At 54.8% G+C, this 20,954-nt stretch carries 19 protein-coding genes; 14 read left to right on the top strand and 5 right to left on the bottom strand.

The features are described from left to right. The first annotated feature begins 56 nt into the window (after positions 1-56). Genes HX884_RS07900 through HX884_RS07910 form a run of 3 tightly spaced genes read left to right on the top strand, consistent with a single transcriptional unit; the run spans position 57 to position 3,525 of the window. Positions 57-695, top strand: a complete 639-nt coding sequence (locus HX884_RS07900; RefSeq protein ID WP_013095035.1) for a YjbF family lipoprotein — start codon at positions 57-59, stop codon at positions 693-695. Continuing rightward, positions 692-1,429 (top strand): capsule biosynthesis GfcC D2 domain-containing protein, encoded by a 738-nt coding sequence (locus HX884_RS07905; protein ID WP_072200518.1) that lies wholly within the window; start codon positions 692-694, stop codon positions 1,427-1,429. The genes HX884_RS07900 and HX884_RS07905 overlap by 4 nt, the downstream gene beginning before the upstream one ends. Next, complete coding sequence (locus tag HX884_RS07910) at positions 1,429-3,525, top strand: YjbH domain-containing protein (protein ID WP_029882648.1); 2,097 nt, start codon at positions 1,429-1,431, stop codon at positions 3,523-3,525. Before HX884_RS07905 ends, HX884_RS07910 begins: the two co-directional genes overlap by 1 nt. A gap of 55 nt (positions 3,526-3,580) precedes the next feature. Here HX884_RS07910 and HX884_RS07915 read toward each other — a convergent pair whose 3' ends face one another. Continuing rightward, positions 3,581-4,033, bottom strand: a complete 453-nt coding sequence (locus tag HX884_RS07915; protein ID WP_020686619.1) for an acyltransferase — start codon at positions 4,031-4,033, stop codon at positions 3,581-3,583. Positions 4,034-4,129: 96 nt separating this feature from the next. Between HX884_RS07915 and psiE the strand changes: the two genes are divergently transcribed. From psiE to HX884_RS07940, 6 genes are all read left to right on the top strand, one after another. Further along, a complete protein-coding gene (gene psiE / locus HX884_RS07920) occupies positions 4,130-4,540 on the top strand; it encodes a phosphate-starvation-inducible protein PsiE (protein ID WP_000202963.1) in 411 nt (136 codons plus the stop codon). 146 nt (positions 4,541-4,686) lie between these two features. Continuing rightward, positions 4,687-5,922 carry a PTS sugar transporter subunit IIC gene (locus HX884_RS07925; RefSeq protein WP_249166247.1) on the top strand — a complete coding sequence of 412 codons (1,236 nt, stop codon included), beginning with the start codon at positions 4,687-4,689 and terminating at the stop codon, positions 5,920-5,922. Beyond that, complete coding sequence (locus HX884_RS27175; RefSeq protein WP_241692334.1) at positions 5,904-6,380, top strand: PTS sugar transporter subunit IIB; 477 nt, start codon at positions 5,904-5,906, stop codon at positions 6,378-6,380. Before HX884_RS07925 ends, HX884_RS27175 begins: the two co-directional genes overlap by 19 nt. Next, positions 6,377-7,420: an oxidoreductase gene (locus HX884_RS07930; RefSeq protein ID WP_058660669.1), complete on the top strand. Its 1,044-nt coding sequence runs from the start codon at positions 6,377-6,379 to the stop codon at positions 7,418-7,420. The genes HX884_RS27175 and HX884_RS07930 overlap by 4 nt, the downstream gene beginning before the upstream one ends. A gap of 2 nt (positions 7,421-7,422) precedes the next feature. Further along, positions 7,423-8,283, top strand: coding sequence for a hypothetical protein (locus tag HX884_RS07935; RefSeq protein ID WP_178327944.1), 861 nt, complete (start codon positions 7,423-7,425; stop codon positions 8,281-8,283). 40 nt (positions 8,284-8,323) lie between these two features. Then, positions 8,324-9,028: a GntR family transcriptional regulator gene (locus HX884_RS07940; protein ID WP_038418451.1), complete on the top strand. Its 705-nt coding sequence runs from the start codon at positions 8,324-8,326 to the stop codon at positions 9,026-9,028. A 103-nt stretch (positions 9,029-9,131) separates the two neighbouring features. Here the strand turns inward: HX884_RS07940 and malG are convergent, their stop codons facing one another. From malG to malE, 3 genes are all read right to left on the bottom strand, one after another. Then, a complete protein-coding gene (gene malG, locus HX884_RS07945; protein ID WP_178327945.1) occupies positions 9,132-10,022 on the bottom strand; it encodes a maltose ABC transporter permease MalG in 891 nt (296 codons plus the stop codon). A 14-nt stretch (positions 10,023-10,036) separates the two neighbouring features. After that, complete coding sequence (gene malF, locus HX884_RS07950; RefSeq protein ID WP_020686620.1) at positions 10,037-11,581, bottom strand: maltose ABC transporter permease MalF; 1,545 nt, start codon at positions 11,579-11,581, stop codon at positions 10,037-10,039. Between the two features lie 125 nt (positions 11,582-11,706). Beyond that, a complete protein-coding gene (malE, locus tag HX884_RS07955) occupies positions 11,707-12,897 on the bottom strand; it encodes a maltose/maltodextrin ABC transporter substrate-binding protein MalE (RefSeq protein WP_014830274.1) in 1,191 nt (396 codons plus the stop codon). A gap of 371 nt (positions 12,898-13,268) precedes the next feature. On the opposite strand from malE, the gene malK reads away from it, so the two are divergent. The 5 genes from malK (at position 13,269) to ubiA (ending at position 18,377) form a co-directional block, all read left to right on the top strand. Beyond that, complete coding sequence (malK, locus tag HX884_RS07960) at positions 13,269-14,378, top strand: maltose/maltodextrin ABC transporter ATP-binding protein MalK (RefSeq protein WP_178327946.1); 1,110 nt, start codon at positions 13,269-13,271, stop codon at positions 14,376-14,378. Between the two features lie 71 nt (positions 14,379-14,449). Next, positions 14,450-15,757, top strand: coding sequence for a maltoporin (locus tag HX884_RS07965; RefSeq protein ID WP_178327947.1), 1,308 nt, complete (start codon positions 14,450-14,452; stop codon positions 15,755-15,757). A gap of 114 nt (positions 15,758-15,871) precedes the next feature. Further along, entirely contained in the window at positions 15,872-16,816 is a 945-nt protein-coding gene (malM, locus tag HX884_RS07970) for a maltose operon protein MalM (RefSeq protein WP_178327948.1), read from the top strand. Positions 16,817-16,996: 180 nt separating this feature from the next. Next, complete coding sequence (gene ubiC / locus HX884_RS07975; protein ID WP_013095049.1) at positions 16,997-17,494, top strand: chorismate lyase; 498 nt, start codon at positions 16,997-16,999, stop codon at positions 17,492-17,494. A gap of 13 nt (positions 17,495-17,507) precedes the next feature. Further along, on the top strand, positions 17,508-18,377 hold the full coding sequence (gene ubiA / locus HX884_RS07980) for a 4-hydroxybenzoate octaprenyltransferase (protein WP_013095050.1): 870 nt from the start codon (positions 17,508-17,510) through the stop codon (positions 18,375-18,377). 99 nt (positions 18,378-18,476) lie between these two features. On the opposite strand, the gene plsB is transcribed toward ubiA, so the two are convergent. Further along, on the bottom strand, positions 18,477-20,897 hold the full coding sequence (gene plsB, locus HX884_RS07985) for a glycerol-3-phosphate 1-O-acyltransferase PlsB (RefSeq protein ID WP_013095051.1): 2,421 nt from the start codon (positions 20,895-20,897) through the stop codon (positions 18,477-18,479). Positions 20,898-20,954: the final 57 nt, after the last annotated feature.

Below are 20,954 nucleotides of genomic sequence, written 5' to 3' on the forward strand. Positions count from 1 at the left end.
TGTTTTAATCATAACCACACTTCGGTGTGGTTATTTCGCCCCTTCGGAGAAGAGTCGTGAAGCGACCTGCAATCATCCTGATTTGCCTGCTGTTGCAGGCGTGCTCGGCCACCACCAAAGGGCTGGGCAACTCACTGTGGGACAGCATATTCGGTACGCCGGGTGTGCATTTGACCGATGATGAACTTCAGAACATGCCGTATGCCAGCCAGTACATGCAGCTCAACGATGGTCCGCAACTGTTTGTGGTGCTCGCTTTCGATGAAAACGGGCAGCAGAAATGGGTGACGCAGGATCAGGCCACCATCGTGACGCAACATAGCCGTATTGTGAAAACCCTGCTCGGTGGCGATAACCTTCTTGAGGTCAACAACCTTGCGGCCGATCCGCTCAGCAAACCGAACCAGATCACCGACGGGGCAAGCTGGACGCGGACAATGGGCTGGACGGAACACAAGCAGGTGCGTTACGCCACCGCCCGCTCTACCTTCCGCTGGGACGGTACGGACAGCGTCAGGGTAGGCAGCGACGAAACCCGGGTTCGCGTACTGGATGAAGAGGTCACGACCGATCGGGCAACATGGCATAACCGTTTCTGGGTGGATGATGAAGGGCAGATCCGCCAGTCCCTGCAATATTTGGGTGCCGGATTCTTCCCGGTTAAAACCACGCTGATCAAGGCCGCGAAATCATGAAAACACTTATTCGCGTTGCGCTGATCGCAAGCTTTGCCACACCGCTCGCCTGGTCTGCCGGGACGGTGAAGGTCTACACGCCGGACAGCACGCAGCCCAAAACGTTAACGAACGCCGGCCACCTGATTGATCTCGTCGGCCAGCCAAGGCTGGCAAACAGCTGGTGGACAGGTGCGGTGATCGCTGAGCGGCAGGCAACGGTGGCGGCGGAACAAAAGCACAAGGCGCTGCTCGCCAGATTAACGGGGTTAGCAGAGCAGGAAGACGGCGACGATGCGGCAGCCATTAACAGCCTTCGCCAACAGCTTCTGGCGCTGAAGGTTACCGGAAGACAAAACATCAATCTCGATCCGGATGAAGTCCGCGTGACGGAAAAAGGTAATCCGGCTCTGGAGGGAGATTACACGCTCTGGCTCCCGGCGCAGCCTTCCACCATCACGGTGATGGGGCTTATCAGCAGCCCGGGTAAAAAACCGTTTACTCCTGGCCGCGACGTGGCGAGCTATCTCGACGAGCAGAGCCTGCTAAGTGGTGCGGATAACAGCTACGCCTGGGTGATTTATCCTGACGGGAACACGCAAAAGGCGCCGGTTGCCTACTGGAACAAGCGGCATGTCGAACCCATGCCAGGCAGCATCATTTTTGTCGGTTTTGCCGACCATTTCTGGACGAAGGCATATGACGGGCTGAATGCCGATATCCTTCATTCCCTGACACAGCGGATACCGGAATAATGAAAAAGACCTATCTCTATAGCATGCTGGCACTGTGTGTGAGTGCCGCCTGTCATGCAGAAACATATCCGGCACCCATTGGCCCGTCTCAGTCAGACTTCGGTGGCGTCGGTTTACTGCAAACCCCTACCGCGCGTATGGCGCGAGAAGGGGAAATTAGCCTTAACTATCGTGATAACGACCAGTACCGCTACTATTCTGCATCCGTACAGCTGTTCCCATGGCTCGAAACCACGCTGCGCTACACCGACGTACGAACGAAACAGTACAGCAGCGTGGACGCGTTCTCCGGCGATCAGACCTACAAAGATAAAGCCTTCGATCTCAAACTGCGCCTGTGGGAAGAGAGCTACTGGATGCCGCAGGTTTCCGTGGGGGCCAAAGATATCGGCGGTACCGGCCTGTTCGACGCGGAGTACATTGTCGCCAGTAAGGCCTGGGGGCCATTTGACTTCTCGCTGGGGCTTGGCTGGGGCTATCTCGGTACCAGCGGCAACGTGAAAAACCCGTTCTGCACCTACAGCGACAAATTCTGCTATCGCGACAACAGCTATCAGAAAGCGGGTTCCATTAACGGTGACCAGATGTTCCACGGCCCGGCTGCCCTGTTTGGCGGCGTGGAGTATCAGACGCCGTGGCAGCCGCTGCGCCTGAAGCTGGAGTACGAAGGTAACGACTACTCGCAAGAGTTCGCCGGAAAGATTGAGCAAAAGAGCAAGTTTAACGTCGGCGCCATTTACCGCGTCACCGATTGGGCCGACGTTAACCTCAGCTACGAGCGCGGCAACACCGTGATGTTTGGCTTTACGCTGCGCACCAACTTTAACGACATGCGGCCGCACTATAACGACAACGCGCGGCCTGCATACCAGCCGGAGCCGCAGGATGCCATTCTGCAGCACTCCGTGGTGGCCAACCAGCTGACGCTGCTGAAGTACAACGCCGGTCTGGCGGATCCGAAAATCCAGGTGAAAGGCGATACGCTGTACGTGACCGGTGAGCAGGTGAAATACCGCGACTCGCGGGAAGGGATCGAACGTGCCAACCGGATCATCATGAACGATCTGCCGGAGGGGATCCGCACGATCCGCGTAACGGAGAACCGCCTGAACCTGCCGCAAGTGACGACGGAAACGGACGTGGCCAGCCTGAAGCGCCATCTGGAGGGCGAGCCGCTGGGGCATGAAACCGAGCTGGTACAAAAACGCGTTGAGCCGATCGTGCCGGAGACGACCGAGCAGGGCTGGTATATCGATAAATCGCGCTTCGATTTCCACATCGACCCGGTGCTAAACCAGTCTGTCGGCGGGCCGGAAAACTTCTACATGTACCAGTTGGGCGTGATGGCAACGGCGGATCTGTGGGTGACCGACCACCTGCTGACCACCGGCAGCCTGTTTGGCAACATTGCCAACAACTACGACAAGTTCAACTACACTAACCCGCCGAACGACTCGAAGCTGCCGCGCGTGCGTACCCGCGTGCGTGAGTACGTGCAGAACGATGCCTACGTAAACAACCTGCAGGCCAACTACTTCCAGTACTTCGGCAATGGCTTCTACGGCCAGGTCTACGGCGGTTATCTGGAAACCATGTATGGCGGCGCGGGGGCGGAAGTGCTTTATCGTCCGGTGGACAGCAACTGGGCGTTTGGTATTGATGCTAACTATGTTAAACAGCGTGACTGGCGCAGCGCGCAGGACATGATGAAGTTCACCGACTATAGCGTGAAAACCGGCCACCTGACGGCCTACTGGACGCCGTCGTTCGCCCAGGACGTGCTGGTGAAAGCCAGCGTGGGCCAGTACCTGGCGGGCGATAAGGGCGGCACGCTGGATATCTCCAAACACTTCGACAGCGGAGTGGTGGTGGGTGGTTACGCCACCATCACCAACGTCTCGCCGGACGAATACGGGGAAGGGGACTTCACCAAAGGGGTGTATGTGTCGATTCCGCTGGATCTGTTCTCATCCGGTCCAACCCGCAGCCGTGCGGCCATTGGCTGGACGCCGCTGACGCGCGACGGGGGCCAGCAGCTGGGTCGTAAGTTCCAGCTGTATGACATGACCAGTGATAAGAACATTAACTTCCGCTGATAGCCCTCATCCTTTTCTGTTGTAGGCCCGGTAAGCGCTTGCGCCACCGGGCAACTCACAAGCGGCGCAGCAGCCTCGCCGGGTTTCCCGCATAAACGCCTTTCTCGGTGATGGATTTGGTCACCACGCTCCCCGCACCAATCACCACCCCGTCGCAGATGGAGACCGCCAGGATGGTCGCCCCGCTGCCTATCGACACATCATTTCCCACGGTAATGCGTCCCCAGCTGTTCCGGTCAGCATTGGGTTTGCCATCGCGAAACATATCGTTGGCAAACATCACCCCATGGCCAATGAAACAGCGTTCGCCCAGGGTGACGTACTCGCAAATGAAGGTGTGGGACTGAATTTTGCTCTCGTCGCCAATGCGCGTATTGCCCTGAATTTCAACAAACGGGCCGATAAACACACCGTTGCCAAGCACGCAGTCATAGAGATTGCAGGGCTCATACAGGGTGACATTTTCACCACAGGTTACGTTGCGAACCCCGGTAGGTCTGCGCTCCATTCGTTACCTCCGTACATAAAACATAATTAAAAAATATAGATCCACGTCACATTTTTGCGTTATACAGGAACCTCGCCCTGGAGAATGAGGTGCTGTATGACATCCCTGACTCGCCCGCGCGTTGAGTTCATCTCAACTATCCTCCAGACCGTGCTCAACCTCGGTCTGCTGAGCCTTGGCCTGATCCTGGTCGTCTTTTTGGGTAAAGAGACGGTGCATCTGGCGGATGTACTGTTCGCCCCCGAGCAAACCAGCAAATATGCGCTGGTGGAAGGCCTGGTGGTCTACTTTCTCTACTTTGAATTTATCGCCCTGATTGTGAAGTATTTCCAGTCAGGCTTTCACTTCCCGCTGCGCTATTTTGTCTACATTGGGATCACCGCGATAGTGCGGCTGATCATCGTCGATCATAAATCTCCCCTTGATGTACTGATCTACTCGGCGGCGATCCTGCTGCTGGTGATCACGCTCTGGTTGTGTAATTCGAAGCGGCTGAAGCGCGAATAGGCGCTCTGACGCGGAAGAGATGCGGTCAAAATGTGATCTATATAGATTTAATTTAAAACTATATAGTTTTAAATGTGTGGCAGTTCAGGAATACGCGGTACTGAAATTAACTGCCACATACTTAATCTATTCGACAGGTGATCTGCATGGCCCACTCTTCAATACTGGAGCGGATAACTGACGTCTCGCAAAAGCTGGCATCAGAAGTCCATCTTCGAAGTCTACGGGACAGTTTTATTATTTCTGTCCCGTTCCTTGTCCTGGCTGGACTCTTCATTATGCTTAATTATGTTTTTCTCGATCCGAAAGGCATATTGAGCGGTCTGTTATCCACTGACACCCTGGTACAGCTACGCAATATTGGCGAGCGCGTTCTTAACGGAACAATGAATATTTTATCGCTGATGCTGGTGATATTAATTGCGTATCATATTGCCAGTAAGAAAAAACACCCCACGCCAGTCATTCCCGCTATGGTTGCGCTGGCGGTGTTTTATGCATTAATGCCCATTGAAACCGTGCAAACTCTGGCCGATGGTCAGCAGGTTCGGCTTACCGGAATGGTCTCCTATGGCAGTACCAATGCTGGCGGTGTCTTTCTGGCAATACTGACGGCGGTGTTATCAACAAATCTTTTTTTATGGATTTCGAAAAATAAAAAATTACAGATCCGGCTAGGAGATGATGTGCCTTCCATGGTGGTGCAATCCTTCCAGTCGATGTTTTCCATTATGTTAACCGTCGCTATTTTCGCGCTGGTTGCATTTAGCGTTAATCTTTTCCTTCATACTGAAATCCCGGCGCTGATTCAGCATCTCATCCAGGCGCCGCTGGTACATTTAACGACTAATTTATCCGGTTTTCTGGTGTTAACGACCCTGACAAATCTTCTCTTTTCGTTGGGGATACATCCGGGTGGGATTATTAATCCCATTCTTGAACCTCCCTTGCTGGTAGCGATGCAGGAAAACATGTCCGCCTTTGCCAGCGGGAAGATCCCACCCCATATTATCGTTCTGCCATTTCGCGATCTGTATGGTCATATGGGAGGAACCGGGAGCACGCTGGCCCTGCTGCTGGCAGTGTTTGTTCGAAGCCATATGTCCAGCCACCGTAACTTTTCCAGAACGGTGATTGCCCCAGGCATTTTTAATATTAACGAGCCGGTCATTTTTGGTTTCCCGGTACTCTACAACCCGTTAATGATGATCCCTTTTATCCTTTATCCGCAGATTAATTTCACAATCGCGTACTTTGCAACCGCCTGGGGTGGGTCTCAAAAATTGTTGCCTACGTTCCCTGGTCAGTGCCTCCGCTTATTTCTGGCTGGCTCGGATCCGGCGGTGATTTTCGTAATGTCATTTTGCAGATCCTGCTATTAGCGCTTGGAGTCGTAATCTATTTACCTTTTTTAACCGCCTATGAGCGTTCGTTAATCAAACGCAGCAATGAAACGATAATTAATACTCTCGCCTCTGAGTCAGAAATAACGCCGCAGGAGGACAATGATATTCATCGGTTGGATGGGAAAACCATTATTCTGGCCTGCAATGAAGGCATGTCGACCTCTTTGATGGCCAGCAAAATGCGAAAATATTGCGAAAGCCAGAATTGTACGCTCAACGTGTATGCCGTGAATGCAGGTAAACTGGTCGATGAATATAAAAATGCCCAGCTTATTTTGCTGGGTCCGCAAATCGCGTATCTCCAGGAAACCATTCTTCAGGATATCAATCACCACTGCCCGGTGATCCCCCTTGACCCTCAGCACTTCAGCAAACTTGATGGACCGGCGGTAATTCATGCCGCCCTGCCATACTTTAAAAAGGAATCCGTATGATTAACTGCGCCTATATTGGCTTTGGTAAAAGCGCCACGCGCTATCATCTCCCTTATGTTTTATGCCGCAAGGATAAATACAACGTAAAGCGTATTTATGATATTGCGCGTAAGCCAGAGGTTGAAGCGCAGCCGCACTATCAACACATCTGTTTTACCTCCCGGCTGCAGGATATTCTGGAAGACAATACGCTTCAGCTGGTGGTTATTTGCACCCATCCTGATAGCCATTTTGAGTATGCCCGGCTATGTCTGGCACATGGCAAAAACGTGCTGGTCGAGAAACCTTTTACAACCACCCCAGAAGAAGCGAAAACGCTGTTTGCTCTGGCGAGAGAAAAGGGCTTAACCGTCTCTCCGTTTCAGAACCGACGTTTTGATAGCTGTTATTTGACCATGAAACAGGCGATTGAGAGCGGTAAACTGGGGGAAATTGTCGAGATCGAAAGCCATTTTGACTATTTTCGCCCGGCGTCGGAAACCTGTCCCGGCAGTTATTTCGACGGCGCGTTTTATGGCCTTGGCGTGCATACGCTCGATCAAATTATCGCCCTGCTGGGGCGTCCGCAGCAGGTCGGGTACCATCTTCAGCGCCAGAGAAACCCGCTCAACCCTGACGACGCCTTCACTGTTCACCTCTATTACCCGAAGACGACCGCGATCGTGAAAACCAGCCATCTGGTGAAAATACCCGCGCCGAGATTCACGGTACACGGTACGCGAGGCTCGTTTATTCGCTATGGTATCGACCAGCAGGAAACCAGCCTGAAGGCGGGCATTATGCCAGGGCACCCAGGGTTTGGTGAAGATCGTGAATGCGCGGTGCTGGAGTATATCGATGACGCAGGATGTTCTGTCCGGGAGGAACTGTCGGCGGTACCCGGCGACTACGGACGCGTTTATGACGCGCTTTACGACACACTCTCCTCAGGCAAGGCCAACTATGTCAGCGAGCATGAAGCGTTAACCAATCTCGACATTTTGCAAAAGGCATTTCAACAGCCAACGCCTGCCATCGTTTCTCTCGAAGAGGAGGCGTAAAGATGAAACGGCTTCTGAATTGCCGGGCCAGCGACTTTCGTGGCCCCATTACCGGCGATAGCTTACGAGATGCCATCAGCGCCAGCGAAGGGCGCGTCATTATGGCCGAAATTGCCGTGCAGGCGCCCCCGCTGTTTGCAGAGGTGACGAATGCGGAATTGTTGTGCGCGTTTGGCGCCGACCTTCTGCTGCTCAAGGGGATCCATTTTCAGCGGCCCGCATTGAACGGCGGAGAAGAACGTTTTGGCGCCGATCCTGTCAGCCAGGTGAAATGCCTGACGGGGCGTTTAACAGGCGTCAATTTTGAAGTCCTGCCCGCAGACGATCTCTCCAGCCCCGGCGCTTTTCTGCCTGCGCATCTGGAGGCAGTGCGGCATGCGGATTTTTACTGCCTGACCGGCTATGACAAGCCCGGGGTGACGGCCGGGCGTATGTGTCAGGCGATAGCGGCGCTCAGGGCGCAAACCGATAAGCTGATTCTGGCCGCGAAATTTTATAATTCCGGGCTGGCGCAACCCCAGGAGTATGCTGGCTATATCAGTGCAGACGCAGATGGCGCTATCTTTTCGGCACCAGGCGGATGCCGGGGGGCATCGGAAGGACGCGTCAGCCACATTGCGCAGGCAGTGCAGTCGCTGGGAGGGCTTGCCATCACCACGCTGAGCAGTAGTCAGGAAGGTGCGGATTGTGCTACGGTGCGCGACATTGGCCTGGCCAGTAAACGTTGCGGTAGCGACATGCATAATTTTGGCGACGCAGGGGTGGCAGGCATGGCCGACCCGGAAGCGCTGAATGCCTTATCCCTCGCTATCCGTGGCCGACGGCACACCTGGGTGCGTATGGCTGCATCCCTGTCTCGTTAATTTGAGTCGGCCCTGTAAGGGGCCGTTTGCGGAGAGCGTTATGCCTAAGTATATGGAGATCTACCATGAAGTGCGGCGGCGCATTGTGGTGGGCATCTATGCTCCCGACAAAAAATTGCCCGAAGGGGCAAGGCTCGCCGCTGAATTTGAATGTAGCGAGCTAACCATCACCAAAGCGCTGGATTTGCTCGTCCGTGAGGGACTGGTGCTGCGCAAGCGTGGGCTAGGCTCGTTTGTTAAGCGCCAGGTTTCTGCGGCAAGCAACTCACACCTGATAGGCACCGCGCAGCGCTGCGCCACTCAGGGGAAAACCCTCACCACTCGCGTGCAGCTATATACCGCCGTGCCTGCCTCTGCCGATATCGCGCAAAAATTGCAAATCCCTGAGGGTGAACTGGTGCATGAAATCCACAGAGTACGCGTCATAGCGGAGATCCCTTCCATCGTGGAGTACACCTGGATGCCTGTCGCGCTGTTTCCTCGTCTGGCTCTGAGCCATGTTCAGCATTCCATTTACGCGTACATTACCCATGAGCTGGGGTGTACCGTCCATAGCGCACATATGAAAGTCACCGGGCGAAACGCCAGCGAGCAGGAAAGGGTGTGGCTGGAGCTGACCGAACCCACCACGCTTATTCAGGTGGAGCAGACGGCATTTCTCGATAACGGCAAGCTGTTTGAATACTCCTGCGCCCGCCATCTCTGGCATACCTTTAACTTTGAGACTGACTTTGTGCGTGTCTGACCCATAAAAAAATGGCGCTCCGAAGAGCGCCTAACAACAGTCACAAGTTGGGTTAATACAATACGTCTAAAGTTGAGGGTTGCAGTGGCATAACAGATGAAACTTAACCTTTCACACCGCCCGCCGTCAGGCCGTTGACCAGCCAGCGCTGCGCCAGCAGGAACACCACGGTAATCGGGATGGCAGAGAGTACGGCCGCCGCGGCAAAGTCGCCCCACAGGTAGTTTTGCGGGTTGAGGTATTGCTGCATACCCACGGCCAGGGTGTAACTATTCACATCACGCAGTAACAAAGACGCGACCGGCACTTCGGTGATGGCGGCGATAAACGACAGGATAAATACCACCGCCAGGATAGGCACCGACAGCGGCAGCAGAACCAGACGGAACGCCTGCCATGGTGTCGCGCCATCCAGCGCCGCCGCTTCTTCCAGCGAGCCGTCGATGGTTTCGAAATAGCCTTTGATGGTCCACACATGCAGGGCGATGCCGCCAAGATAGGCGAAGATCACACCGCCGTGGGTGTTGAGGCCGATAAACGGCACATACTGCCCCAGGCGGTCAAACAAGGCATACAACGCGACCAGAGACAGTACCGCCGGGAACATCTGGAAAATCAGCATCCCTTTCAGCAGTGAGGCCTTGCCCGGGAACTTCATACGGGCGAAGGCGTACGCACAGGTGGTGGAGAGCGTCACGATGCCGATCGCGGTGATGGTGGCCACTTTCACCGAGTTCCACAGCCACAGCAGTACCGGGAACGGCGGCGGGGTAACACGGCCATCGGCATGCTCCACGCTGAAGCCCAGCGCAAGCTTCCAGTGCTCCCAGGAGATTTCGTCCGGGATCAGGCTGCCGGTAGCGAAGTTACCCGAACGCAGGGAGATGGCGATGACCATCAGCAGCGGGAACATGATCGTCGCAATAAAAATCAGCAGCCCTAAATGCGTCGCCAGGAGGCGCAGTTTCTGAGATTTGGGTTGTACCATAGCCATGATCGATGCCCTCCTTAGTCAAATTTCATACGTGTGGCTTTCAGGTTCACTATCGCCAGCGCGCCAACCAGCAGGAAGATCAGGGTGGCAATCGCTGCCGCCAGCCCAAAGTCCTGACCGCCGCCGCCTTCAAAGGCGATGCGATAGGTGTAGCTCACGAGCAGATCGGTATAGCCGGCTGGCGTGGTGGTACCGAGACGATCCGGGCCACCGTTGGTCAACAGCTGAATCAGCACGAAGTTATTAAAGTTGAAGGCAAAGCTGGCAATCATCAGCGGAGTCAGCGGCTTGATGAGCAGCGGCAGCGTAATCTTAAAGAAGTTCTGGAACGGACCCGCGCCATCCATTGCCGAGGCTTCGTACAGGTCGTCCGGGATAGCCTTCAGCAGGCCCATGCACAGGATCATCATGTACGGATAACCCAGCCAGGTGTTGACGATGATAATCATGGAACGGGCGGTGGTCGGGTCGCTGAACCAGGCCGGTTTGATGCCGAACAGCGCGCTCAGCATCATGTTGATTTCACCGAAGCTCTGGTTAAACAGCCCTTTGAAAATCAGAATTGAGATAAACGACGGTACGGCATACGGCAGGATCAGCAGCACGCGATAGATCGCTTTGCCTTTCAGGGCTTCCCACTGCACGAGGCAGGCCAGCACCATACCCACGGCAACGGTCAGGAGTACCGTCAATACGGAGAAGACCACCGTCCAGACGAAGATAGCAAAGAACGGCTTCTGGATCCCTTCGTCGGTAAACACGCGGGTAAAGTTGTCCCAGCCGATGGTCACGGTATAGCCCGGGCTGAGTTTGTCATCGCCCCAGCTGCCGTCGGCGTTTACAGACTGATAGAAACCAATATCGTTGTTCGGACGGTACTTCACGCCGCTCTGGTTATTCGTCAGCGTGCCGTCATCCGCCAGGGTATAGAGTGGCTGCGTGCCGGAAAACTGGCGCAGCGAGCTCATGGTCACTTTGCTTTCGTCTGGCAATACGGCGGTGAGCTGAGTGAGCGCCTGACGGTTCTGGGTAATGATACGCAGGTTAGCGCGTTCGCCTTCCGGCAGGGCAGGGGCCTCTTTTAAGGCCAGCTTCTGCTCGCCGCCAAATTTGAAAGCGTCGGAAATATAGGTTTTGCCGCTCTCGCCGTCAGTCAGTGCTAATTTCCATTCGTCACCCGCAGGATACAAACCAAAGTTGAAGGTCTTGCCTGCCTGATAAGAACGGTCCAGAAGCACCTGAGTGGCGCGCTCTTGTGCGAGCTGGTTGGTGCTGCTGTAGTTAGTGAATGCGATAGCGATAGTACAGATCAGCGGGAACAGGACAAACAGCCCCATCCCGGCCACGCCCGGATAGACATAACGCCAGGCATATGCCTTACGGTTGGCGAAAATATACAGGCCAGCAGAGCTTAAAATCAGCGTCATGATGGCGAACAGATATTCCCCTTGTACGTACATTAAAACAACAAGGTAACCCACCAGCAGACAGAGCAGACCGATCGCTGACCACTTCAGCACGTCGCTTTGCCACCAATGTTTCTTTTTAATGACATCCATGGGGTTCTTCCTCTACAACGTTTGATCTTTTCTCCCTCTCCTGGGGGAGAGGGCCGGGGTGAGGGCGTGCGGATAGCGACAACCCTCACCCTAACCCTCTCCCAGAGGGAGAGGGGACTACGGCATTACTTAGTAATACGACCCTGCGCATCTTTCAGCGCGGCATCGACAGTCTGACGACCGCTTGCGGCGTTAATCACCGCAGTACGGGTGGCATACCAGAACGCGGCCATCTGTGGGATGTTCGGCATGATTTCGCCTTTCTGGGCGTTATCCATGGTTGCCGCGATACGTGGGTCTTTTGCCAGCTGATCCTGGAAGGATTTCAGCGCAACGGCACCCAGCGGTTTGTCCTTGTTCACTTCATCCAGACCCTGATCGGTCAGCAGGTAGTTTTCGAGGAACTCTTTCGCCAGCTCTTTGTTCGGGCTGGCGGCGTTGATACCTGCGCTCAGCACGCCGACGAACGGTTTAGACGGCTTGCCGTTGAAGGTTGGCAGCAGCGTCACGCCGTAGTTGATTTTGCTCTTGTCGATGTTGGTCCAGGCCCACGGACCGTTGATGGTCATCGCGGTTTCGCCTTTGTTGAACGCCGCTTCCGCGATGGAGTAATCGGTATCCGCGTTCATGTGTTTGTTCTTGATCAGATCGACCAGGAAGGTCAGACCCGCTTTCGCACCCGCGTTGTCCACGCCCACGTCTTTGACGTCATATTTGCCGTTTTCAAACTTGAACGCGTAACCGCCATCGGCAGCAATCAGCGGCCAGGTGAAGTACGGCTCCTGCAGGTTGAACATCAGCGCGCTCTTACCTTTCGCTTTCAGCTCTTTATCCAGTTTCGGGATCTCTTCCCAGGTTTTCGGCGGGTTAGGCACCAGGTCTTTGTTATAAATCAGAGACAGGGCTTCTACTGCAATGGGATAAGCGATCAGCTTGCCGTTATAGCGAACGGCGTCCCAGGTGAACGGGAACAGTTTGTCCTGGAAGGCTTTATCAGGCGTGACTTCCGCCAGCAGGCCGGATTGTGCATAACCCCCGAAACGGTCATGCGCCCAGAAGATGATGTCCGGGCCGTCACCGGTTGCCGCAACCTGCGGGAATTTCTCTTCCAGCTTGTCCGGGTGTTCTACGGTGACTTTGATACCGGTGTCTTTTTCGAATTTTTTACCCACTTCGGCCAGGCCGTTATAGCCTTTGTCGCCGTTAATCCAGATAACCAGCTTACCTTCTTCAATTTTGGCGAGAGCCGGTGCGGAAATCATCATTGCTGCAAGGGCGGACAATGCGAAAACGCGTGCGCCAGTCTTGATCTTCATATCTGCCATCCTTTTTTGGTGATGTGCTCGTGGATACATAAGGTGGTTCAACGTCACTCAGTCTCCTTATTTGACATCCTCTTTCCATCCTCCCAACCCCTACGCCCCACCCCCGGTTTGTGTGATCTGTGTTGCATAAATTTAAGTTATGAGTGCTGGCGCACATAAAAACACGCTGAATTTTGCAGGTGGCTTCACGAATTTTGCCTCAGCCCGCCAGCTGCGGTCGCAGAGCCTGCTCTCTCATCCTCCCGCCTCCTCCCCCATAAAAAAGCCGGGGGGTGGAGGATTCGCGAAAGTAATGGATACCCCATAGTGAACTTATCTTGAATGTTTCTGTCGGTGACAGGTTGTAACGAAGGGAGAAGGGCATGGCGAGCGTACAGCTGCGTAATGTAACGAAAGCCTGGGGCGACGTAGTGGTGTCAAAAGACATCAATCTCGACATCCACGAAGGTGAATTCGTGGTGTTTGTTGGCCCATCTGGCTGCGGTAAATCAACTCTGCTGCGTATGATTGCCGGTCTTGAAACCATCACCAGCGGTGATTTGCTGATTGGTGATACCCGAATGAACGACATTCCGCCTGCCGAACGTGGCGTTGGCATGGTGTTCCAGTCTTATGCACTTTATCCCCATCTCTCCGTCGCCGAGAACATGTCCTTTGGCCTGAAGCTGGCGGGGGCGAAAAAAGAGGTGATTAACCAGCGCGTCACGCAGGTGGCGGAAGTGTTACAGCTGGCACACCTGCTGGAGCGTAAACCGAAGGCGCTTTCCGGTGGTCAGCGTCAGCGCGTCGCGATTGGCCGTACGCTGGTGGCCGAACCACGCGTCTTCCTGCTGGATGAACCGCTTTCTAACCTGGATGCCGCGCTGCGCGTCCAGATGCGTATCGAAATCTCCCGTCTTCATAAACGTCTTGGCCGCACGATGATTTACGTCACCCACGATCAGGTCGAAGCGATGACGCTGGCTGACAAAATTGTGGTTCTGGACGCAGGCCGCGTGGCACAGGTGGGTAAACCGCTGGAGCTTTATCACTATCCGGCAGACCGCTTTGTTGCGGGCTTTATTGGCTCGCCAAAGATGAACTTCCTGCCCGTCAAAGTCACGGCGACAGCCATTGAACAGGTACAGGTTGTGTTGCCAAACCGCCAGCAAGTCTGGCTGCCGGTCGACAGCGCCAACGTACAGGTGGGGGCCAACATGTCCCTCGGTATTCGTCCTGAACATTTACTGCCGAGCCACATCGCCGATGTGACGCTGGAAGGTGAAGTTCAGGTCGTCGAACAACTTGGTCACGAAACACAGATTCATATCCAGATCCCCGCCATCCGTCAGAACCTGGTCTACCGCCAGAATGACGTGGTGTTGGTAGAAGAGGGTGCCACATTCGCTATCGGTTTGCCGCCAGAGCGTTGCCATCTGTTCCGCGAGGATGGCACTGCATGTCGTCGGCTGCACAAAGAGCCAGGCGTTTAAGCAATCCCAAAAGAAGACACGAAACCGACAGGTCAAGTGGTCAAAGAAAAGCAATGATCTCCGGAGATAGAATGATGATTACTCTGCGCAAAGTCCCTCTGGCACTCGCCATTGCGGCAGGCATTATGTCTGCCCAGGCAGGCGCTGTAGACTTTAAAGGTTATGCTCGTTCCGGCATTGGCTGGACCGGGAGTGGCGGTGAACAACAATGTTTCAAGGCAACCGGTGCTCAAAGTAAATACCGTCTCGGTAACGAATGTGAGACGTACGCTGAGCTGAAACTGGGCCAGGAAGTGTGGAAAGAGGGCGACAAGAGCTTCTATTTCGACACTAACGTAGCGTATTCCGTTTCTCAGCAGAACGACTGGGAATCCACCAGCCCGGCCTTCCGTGAAGCTAACGTGCAGGGTAAAAACCTGATTGAGTGGCTGCCAGGCTCCACCATCTGGGCCGGTAAGCGCTACTATCAGCGTCATAACGTCGACATGATCGACTTCTACTACTGGGACATCTCAGGTCCTGGTGCCGGTATTGAAAACATCGATCTGGGCTTTGGTAAACTCTCTCTGGCAGCTACCCGCTCTTCTGAATCAGGCGGTTCTGCAACCTTCGCCGATCGTGATGCCAACGGCGACCGTGTTTATGACAACGTTGTACCTAACGACGTCTTCGACGTGCGTTTAGCCGGTCTGGAAACCAACCCGGGCGGTACGCTGGAACTGGGCGTTGACTATGGTCACACCAACATTCCTGACGACTACTACCTGCAGCCTGGCGCTTCTAAAGATGGCTGGTTGTTCACTGCTGAACACACCCAGAGCATGATGAAGGGCTTCAACAAGTTCGTACTGCAGTACGGTACGGATTCCATGACCTCTAACGGCAAAGGTATTCCACAGGGCGGTAGCGTTGATAACGATGGCTCCATGTGGCGTGTGCTGGACCAAGGTGCAATCACCCTGGCAGACCGTTGGGACCTGATGTACGTCGGTATGTACCAGAACATCGATCGTGACAACAACAACGGTACCGAGTGGTGGACTGTGGGTGTTCGTCCGATGTTCAAATGGACGCCAATCATGAGCACCCTGCTTGAAGTGGGCTACGACAACGTCAAATCTCAGAGAACTGACGAGAAGAACAGCCAGTACAAAATCACCCTGGCACAACAATGGCAGGCAGGCGACAGCATCTGGTCCCGTCCGGCTATCCGTGTCTTCGCAACCTACGCGAAATGGGATGAGAAATGGGGTTACGCAAACAACAGCGACACTGGCTACACCTCCGGTGTGGCTTACAGTGACACCTCTGCGAAAACCTTCAGCCGTGGCGACAACGATGAGTGGACCTTCGGCGCCCAGATGGAAATCTGGTGGTAATTCGTTAGACCTGACGTAATGACCTGAAAAGAGGGGCGCAAGCCCCTCTCTCCTTAGGGTGCTGCGCGCTATTGCCTGGCCACCGCAGTGCTCACGCTATCAGAGGTAATAACAATGAAAATGAAGAAAAGTCTCGTCGCGCTGTGCCTCTCTGCGGGGCTGTTAGCCTGTGTTCCGGCCGTCTCCTTTGCAGACGTGAATTTCGTGCCACAAAATACCAGTGCTGCGCCCGCTATCCCGGCAGCGGCACTCCAGCAACTGACATGGACGCCGGTTGATCAATCCAAAACGCAGTCGACTCAGCTCTCTATGGGTGGCCAACAACTGAACGTGCCGGGGATTTCTGGCCCTGTTGCGGCTTATAGCGTACCGGCGAACATTGGTGAATTGACCCTGACGCTGACCAGCGAAGTGAACAAACAGACCAGTGTGTTTTCGCCAAACGTCTTGATCCTCGATCAAAACATGACGCCATCGGCGTTCTTCCCGAGCGACTATTTTAGCTATCAGGAACCGGGCGTAATGAGTGCGGACCGCCTGGAAGGCGTTATGCGCCTGACGCCTGCTCTGGGTCAGCAAAAGATTTACGTGCTGGTATTCACAACAGAGAAAGATTTGCAGCAGACAACAAAGCTGGTTGACCCGGCGAAAGCTTATGCCAAAGGCACCGGTAACTCTGTCCCGGATATTCAGGATCCGCTTGCCCGCCATACCACTGATGGCCTGGTCAAACTGAAAGTTTCCACCAACAGCGCTTCCAGCGTACTCGTTGGCCCACTGTTTGGCTCGTCTGGTCCAGGTCCGGTGACTGTGGGGAATACCGCTGCACCTGTTTATACCGCGCCAGCGGCTACGGCAGCCGCGACCGCAGCCCCAGCTCCGGCGAAGAAAGCTGAGCCGGTACTGAACGACACCGAAGAATACTTCAACAACGCCATTAAGCAGGCGGTGAAGCGCGGCGATGTCGATAAAGCGCTGAAACTGCTTGATGAAGCCGAACGTTTAGGTTCAACCACTGCCCGTTCCACCTTTATCAGCAGTGTAAAAGGCAAGGGGTAACCGTTTCCCCACAGTGCTGATTTGTTAGTAGTTTAGTGCGCCTGAGTGGGCGCACTTTTTTTCGTGCCGCTCGCGCTGTTGCACCATTGTTGCGATAGTGATCGCTAAATAACGTTTGACCGCCCTCAATGTGCTTTTCTGCGATACAATGCCATTACGTTATGTATCGGAGAGTCCGGCATGTCACACCCTGCGCTAACGCAACTGCGTTCGCTGCGCTATTTCGACCAAATACCTGCGCTTGACCCGCAGCAGCTTGACTGGTTGCTGCTGGAAGATTCCATGACTAAACGTTTTGAGCAACAGGGCAAGACGGTTACGGTGACGATGATTCAGGAAGGGTTTGTCACCTCCGCTGACATTGCCAGTGAGCTGCCGCTGTTACCAAAAGAAGAACGCTACTGGTTGCGTGAAATTCTGCTCTGCGCGGATGGTGAGCCGTGGCTCGCCGGACGAACCGTGGTGCCTGAATCCACCCTTTCCGGGCCAGAGCTGGCACTGCAACGGCTGGGAAATACCCCGCTCGGGCGGTATCTTTTTACCTCGTCTGAACTTACCCGGGATTTTATTGAAATTGGACGCGATGCCGAACTGTGGGGACGTCGTTCCCGTCTTCGCCTGAGCGGTAAACCGTTAATACTGACGGAGCTTTTTTTACCGGCATCGCCGTTGTACTGAGAGGAAGAAAAAAATGGAGTGGAGCCTGACGCAGAACAAGCTGCTGGCCTATCACCGCTTAATGCGTACCGATAAACCCATCGGCGCGCTACTGCTGTTGTGGCCGACATTATGGGCGCTATGGGTGGCGACGCCGGGCGTTCCACCGCTGTGGATCCTGGGCGTGTTTGTGGCCGGTGTCTGGCTGATGCGTGCGGCGGGCTGTGTGGTCAATGACTACGCCGATCGTAAATTCGACGGACATGTGAAACGGACAGCCAATCGTCCGTTACCCAGCGGGCAGGTCACAGAGAAAGAGGCCCGCGTGCTGTTTATCGTGCTGGTGCTGCTCTCCTTCCTGCTGGTGTTAACCCTCAACACCATGACCATCCTGCTTTCCGTTGCGGCCCTCGCGCTGGCATGGGTCTACCCGTTTATGAAACGCTATACCCATCTGCCGCAGGTGGTGCTCGGCGCGGCGTTTGGCTGGTCGATCCCAATGGCGTTTGCGGCGGTCAGCGAGTCGGTACCGCTGAGCTGCTGGCTGATGTTCCTGGCGAACATTCTCTGGGCCGTGGCTTATGACACGCAATATGCGATGGTTGACCGCGATGACGATCTGAAAATTGGCATTAAATCGACCGCCATTCTGTTTGGTCGTCACGACAAGCTGATTATCGGTATCCTGCAGGTCGCGGTGCTGGCGCTGATGGTGGCGATTGGTCGCCTGAACGGGCTCAACTGGGAGTTTTACTGGTCAGTGCTGGTGGCGGGGCTGCTGTTTGCTTATCAGCAAAAGCTGATCGCAAAGCGTGAGCGTGACGCCTGTTTTAAAGCGTTTATGAATAATAACTACGTGGGCCTGGTGCTGTTCCTGGGGCTGGCGATGAGCTATTTTGGCTGAAAAAAAGGCCCGGTGACGCTGAAGCTTACCGGGCCTGCATGATATGAAGCGTCAGATTGTGAGCCGGGTAAGGCGAAGCCGCCACCCGGCTTTTTCACATCACTCGCCCTGCGTCGCACTCTCAATCGTCAAACGCACGTCGGAGGTAATCAGCTCTGCCAGCATCTGATACACCTTCAGCGTCTCTTCCGGCTCGGCATCGCCCGTGTCGCTAATGAACCCTTCATCACGCAACGTCAGTACCAGTGAACTGAAGACCGCTTTGTCGAAGAATTCCGGGGCGTTGATGCCGTGCAGAACGGAAAGGCGCTGTGCCAGCGTCCGGCTCTCTTTCTCCAGCGTACCGCGGTTAATGGATGGGTTCGCGCTCAGCAGCCAGAAGGTGATAGCGTAGCGCTGCAGCGTTTCTCGCGCACCCGCCGCCAGCAGTTGCAGCGTACGGGAGCGTGACGGATTGATATGCAGCTCGTCGTTAACAACGGTAATCAGCCCCTGACGACGCAGCTCCTCGGTCATTTTATCCAGCTCAATCGCCAGCTCATCCTTGCTCCAGCGCAGGAACAGCTCTGCTTTCAGCATCGGATAGAGCGTCTCTACATGACGCAGCAGCTCCTGACGAGAAATACGGCGATGCTGGGTAATGATCGCCGCCATCAGCGACGGCAGCATCAGCATATGCGCGATATTGTTACGATAGTAGGTCATCAGCACCGCCTGTTCGCGCGGGAGAATGATGATGTCGCCAATCGTATCTTTCTCGACTTCAAACTTGTTCATCTGCAGCGCATGGTCGATCAGCTCGCTCGCCGTGCTGGCAGGCGTCGTTGAATCCACCGAGTAGGGAACGTTGCGCATCAGGTCAAGATAGCAATCCAGCTGCTCCGTAAGCTGTTCACGGGTCAGCGAGCGTTGACGTGACGCCAGCAGTGCCGTACAGCAGAGGTTCATGGCGTTTGCGGCACCGGCATTGTTAATACGCACCATCAGCTCAGCCGCGATACCGTTAACCGTTGGCGTCAGCCAGGCTGGACGCACCGCTTCGATAGGATCGATAGACTCGCGCCAATCGGGAACATGGTTGTTCAGGTATGTCATCAACGGCATCGGCTCGCCGAAGTTTACGTAGCCCTGACCAAGATTGCGTAGCTTGCTCAGCCCGCGCAGCATCTGCGGCAGGCTCTCTTTCTCTTTAGTCGCCCCGCGCAGCTCTTTGGCGTAAGTCCCCACTTCCATGACGTGCTCATAGCCAATGTAAATGGGCACCAGCGTGATGGGACGAGTGCCGCCGCGCAGCATCGCCTGGATGGTCATCGACAGCGTGCCAGTTTTCGGATCCAGCAGACGGCCGGTTCGTGAACGTCCCCCCTCCACGAAGTACTCAACGGAATAACCGCGGCTGAACAGCTCGCCCAGATATTCACGGAATACGGTGGAGTAGAGCTTGTTGCCCTTAAAGGTACGACGAATGAAGAACGCCCCCAGGCGGCGGAAAATCGGGCCTGCTGGCCAGAAGTTCAGGTTGATACCGGCTGCGATGTGCGGTGGCACCAGCCCCTGGTGATAGAGCACATACGAGAGGAGCAGGTAGTCCATGTGGCTGCGGTGGCAGGGCACATAAACAATTTCATGGCCGTCATGCGCCAGTTGGCGAACGCGCTCGGCGTTATGGACGTTAATGCCCTGATAGAGGCGGTTCCATGTAAAGCCCAGGATGCGGTCAGAAAGACGGATCATCTCATAGGAGAAGTTCGCGGCAATCTCTTCCATCAGCGCAATGGCGTTCTGCTGTGCTTTTTCATGAGAAATCTTTTTACTGCGCGCTTCGTCTTCAACAGCACGGGCGATCGCTTTGGAAGCCAGCAGCTTGTTGAAGAGATCCTGACGCGCCGGAAGGCGAGGGCCAACGGCGGCCAGACGCTGACGAGCGAAATGCATGCGCGCCACGCGCGCCAGTTTTTGCGCGATGATCTTATCGGTGCCGTGCTCGTCGGCCATCCGGCGCAGCGAGACGGAAGGGGAGAAGCGCACAAAGCTGTCGCGCCCCAGCCAGGAGACGGCGAAGAATTTCTGGATGCCATTAAGCATGCGTAACGGTGGGTTCTCTTCCCCTTTTTCGCGGCCCGGACGACGACCAAACATCACCGACACCGGCACCATTTGCACATCCAGATCGGGATTGCTGCGATGCAGGTCGAGATAGTCGTGGAACAGCTTAATGGACTCTTCTTTTGGCGTGTAATAGGTAAACACGCGTGGCCCACCGTGAATGAACACGTATCGCGGCAACAGCGTACCGTCGACTTCTAACGGTTCAAGCGGGTCAGGTAAATCATGCGCCAGACACTGGGCGCGAAGCGTCAGCAAGTCTGCCTTCGAGTTATAAGGCAAAACATACATAATAGGGCGCGACGTATCGAGCCCCAATTCCAGCGCGGGTTCTGCTGGGATAGACTTACTTTTTACCAGGACGCTTAATGGTAAATTAAGTAATTTGTAGTAAATTCGTGGCCAGCCAGACATAAACGATGTAAAGCCTCTGGTTAATAATGCAATTGCGGCGCAAGGATAACAGAAAGC

The organism is Enterobacter sp. SECR19-1250 (genome assembly GCF_013391025.1).
GTDB lineage: Bacteria > Pseudomonadota > Gammaproteobacteria > Enterobacterales > Enterobacteriaceae > Enterobacter > Enterobacter cloacae.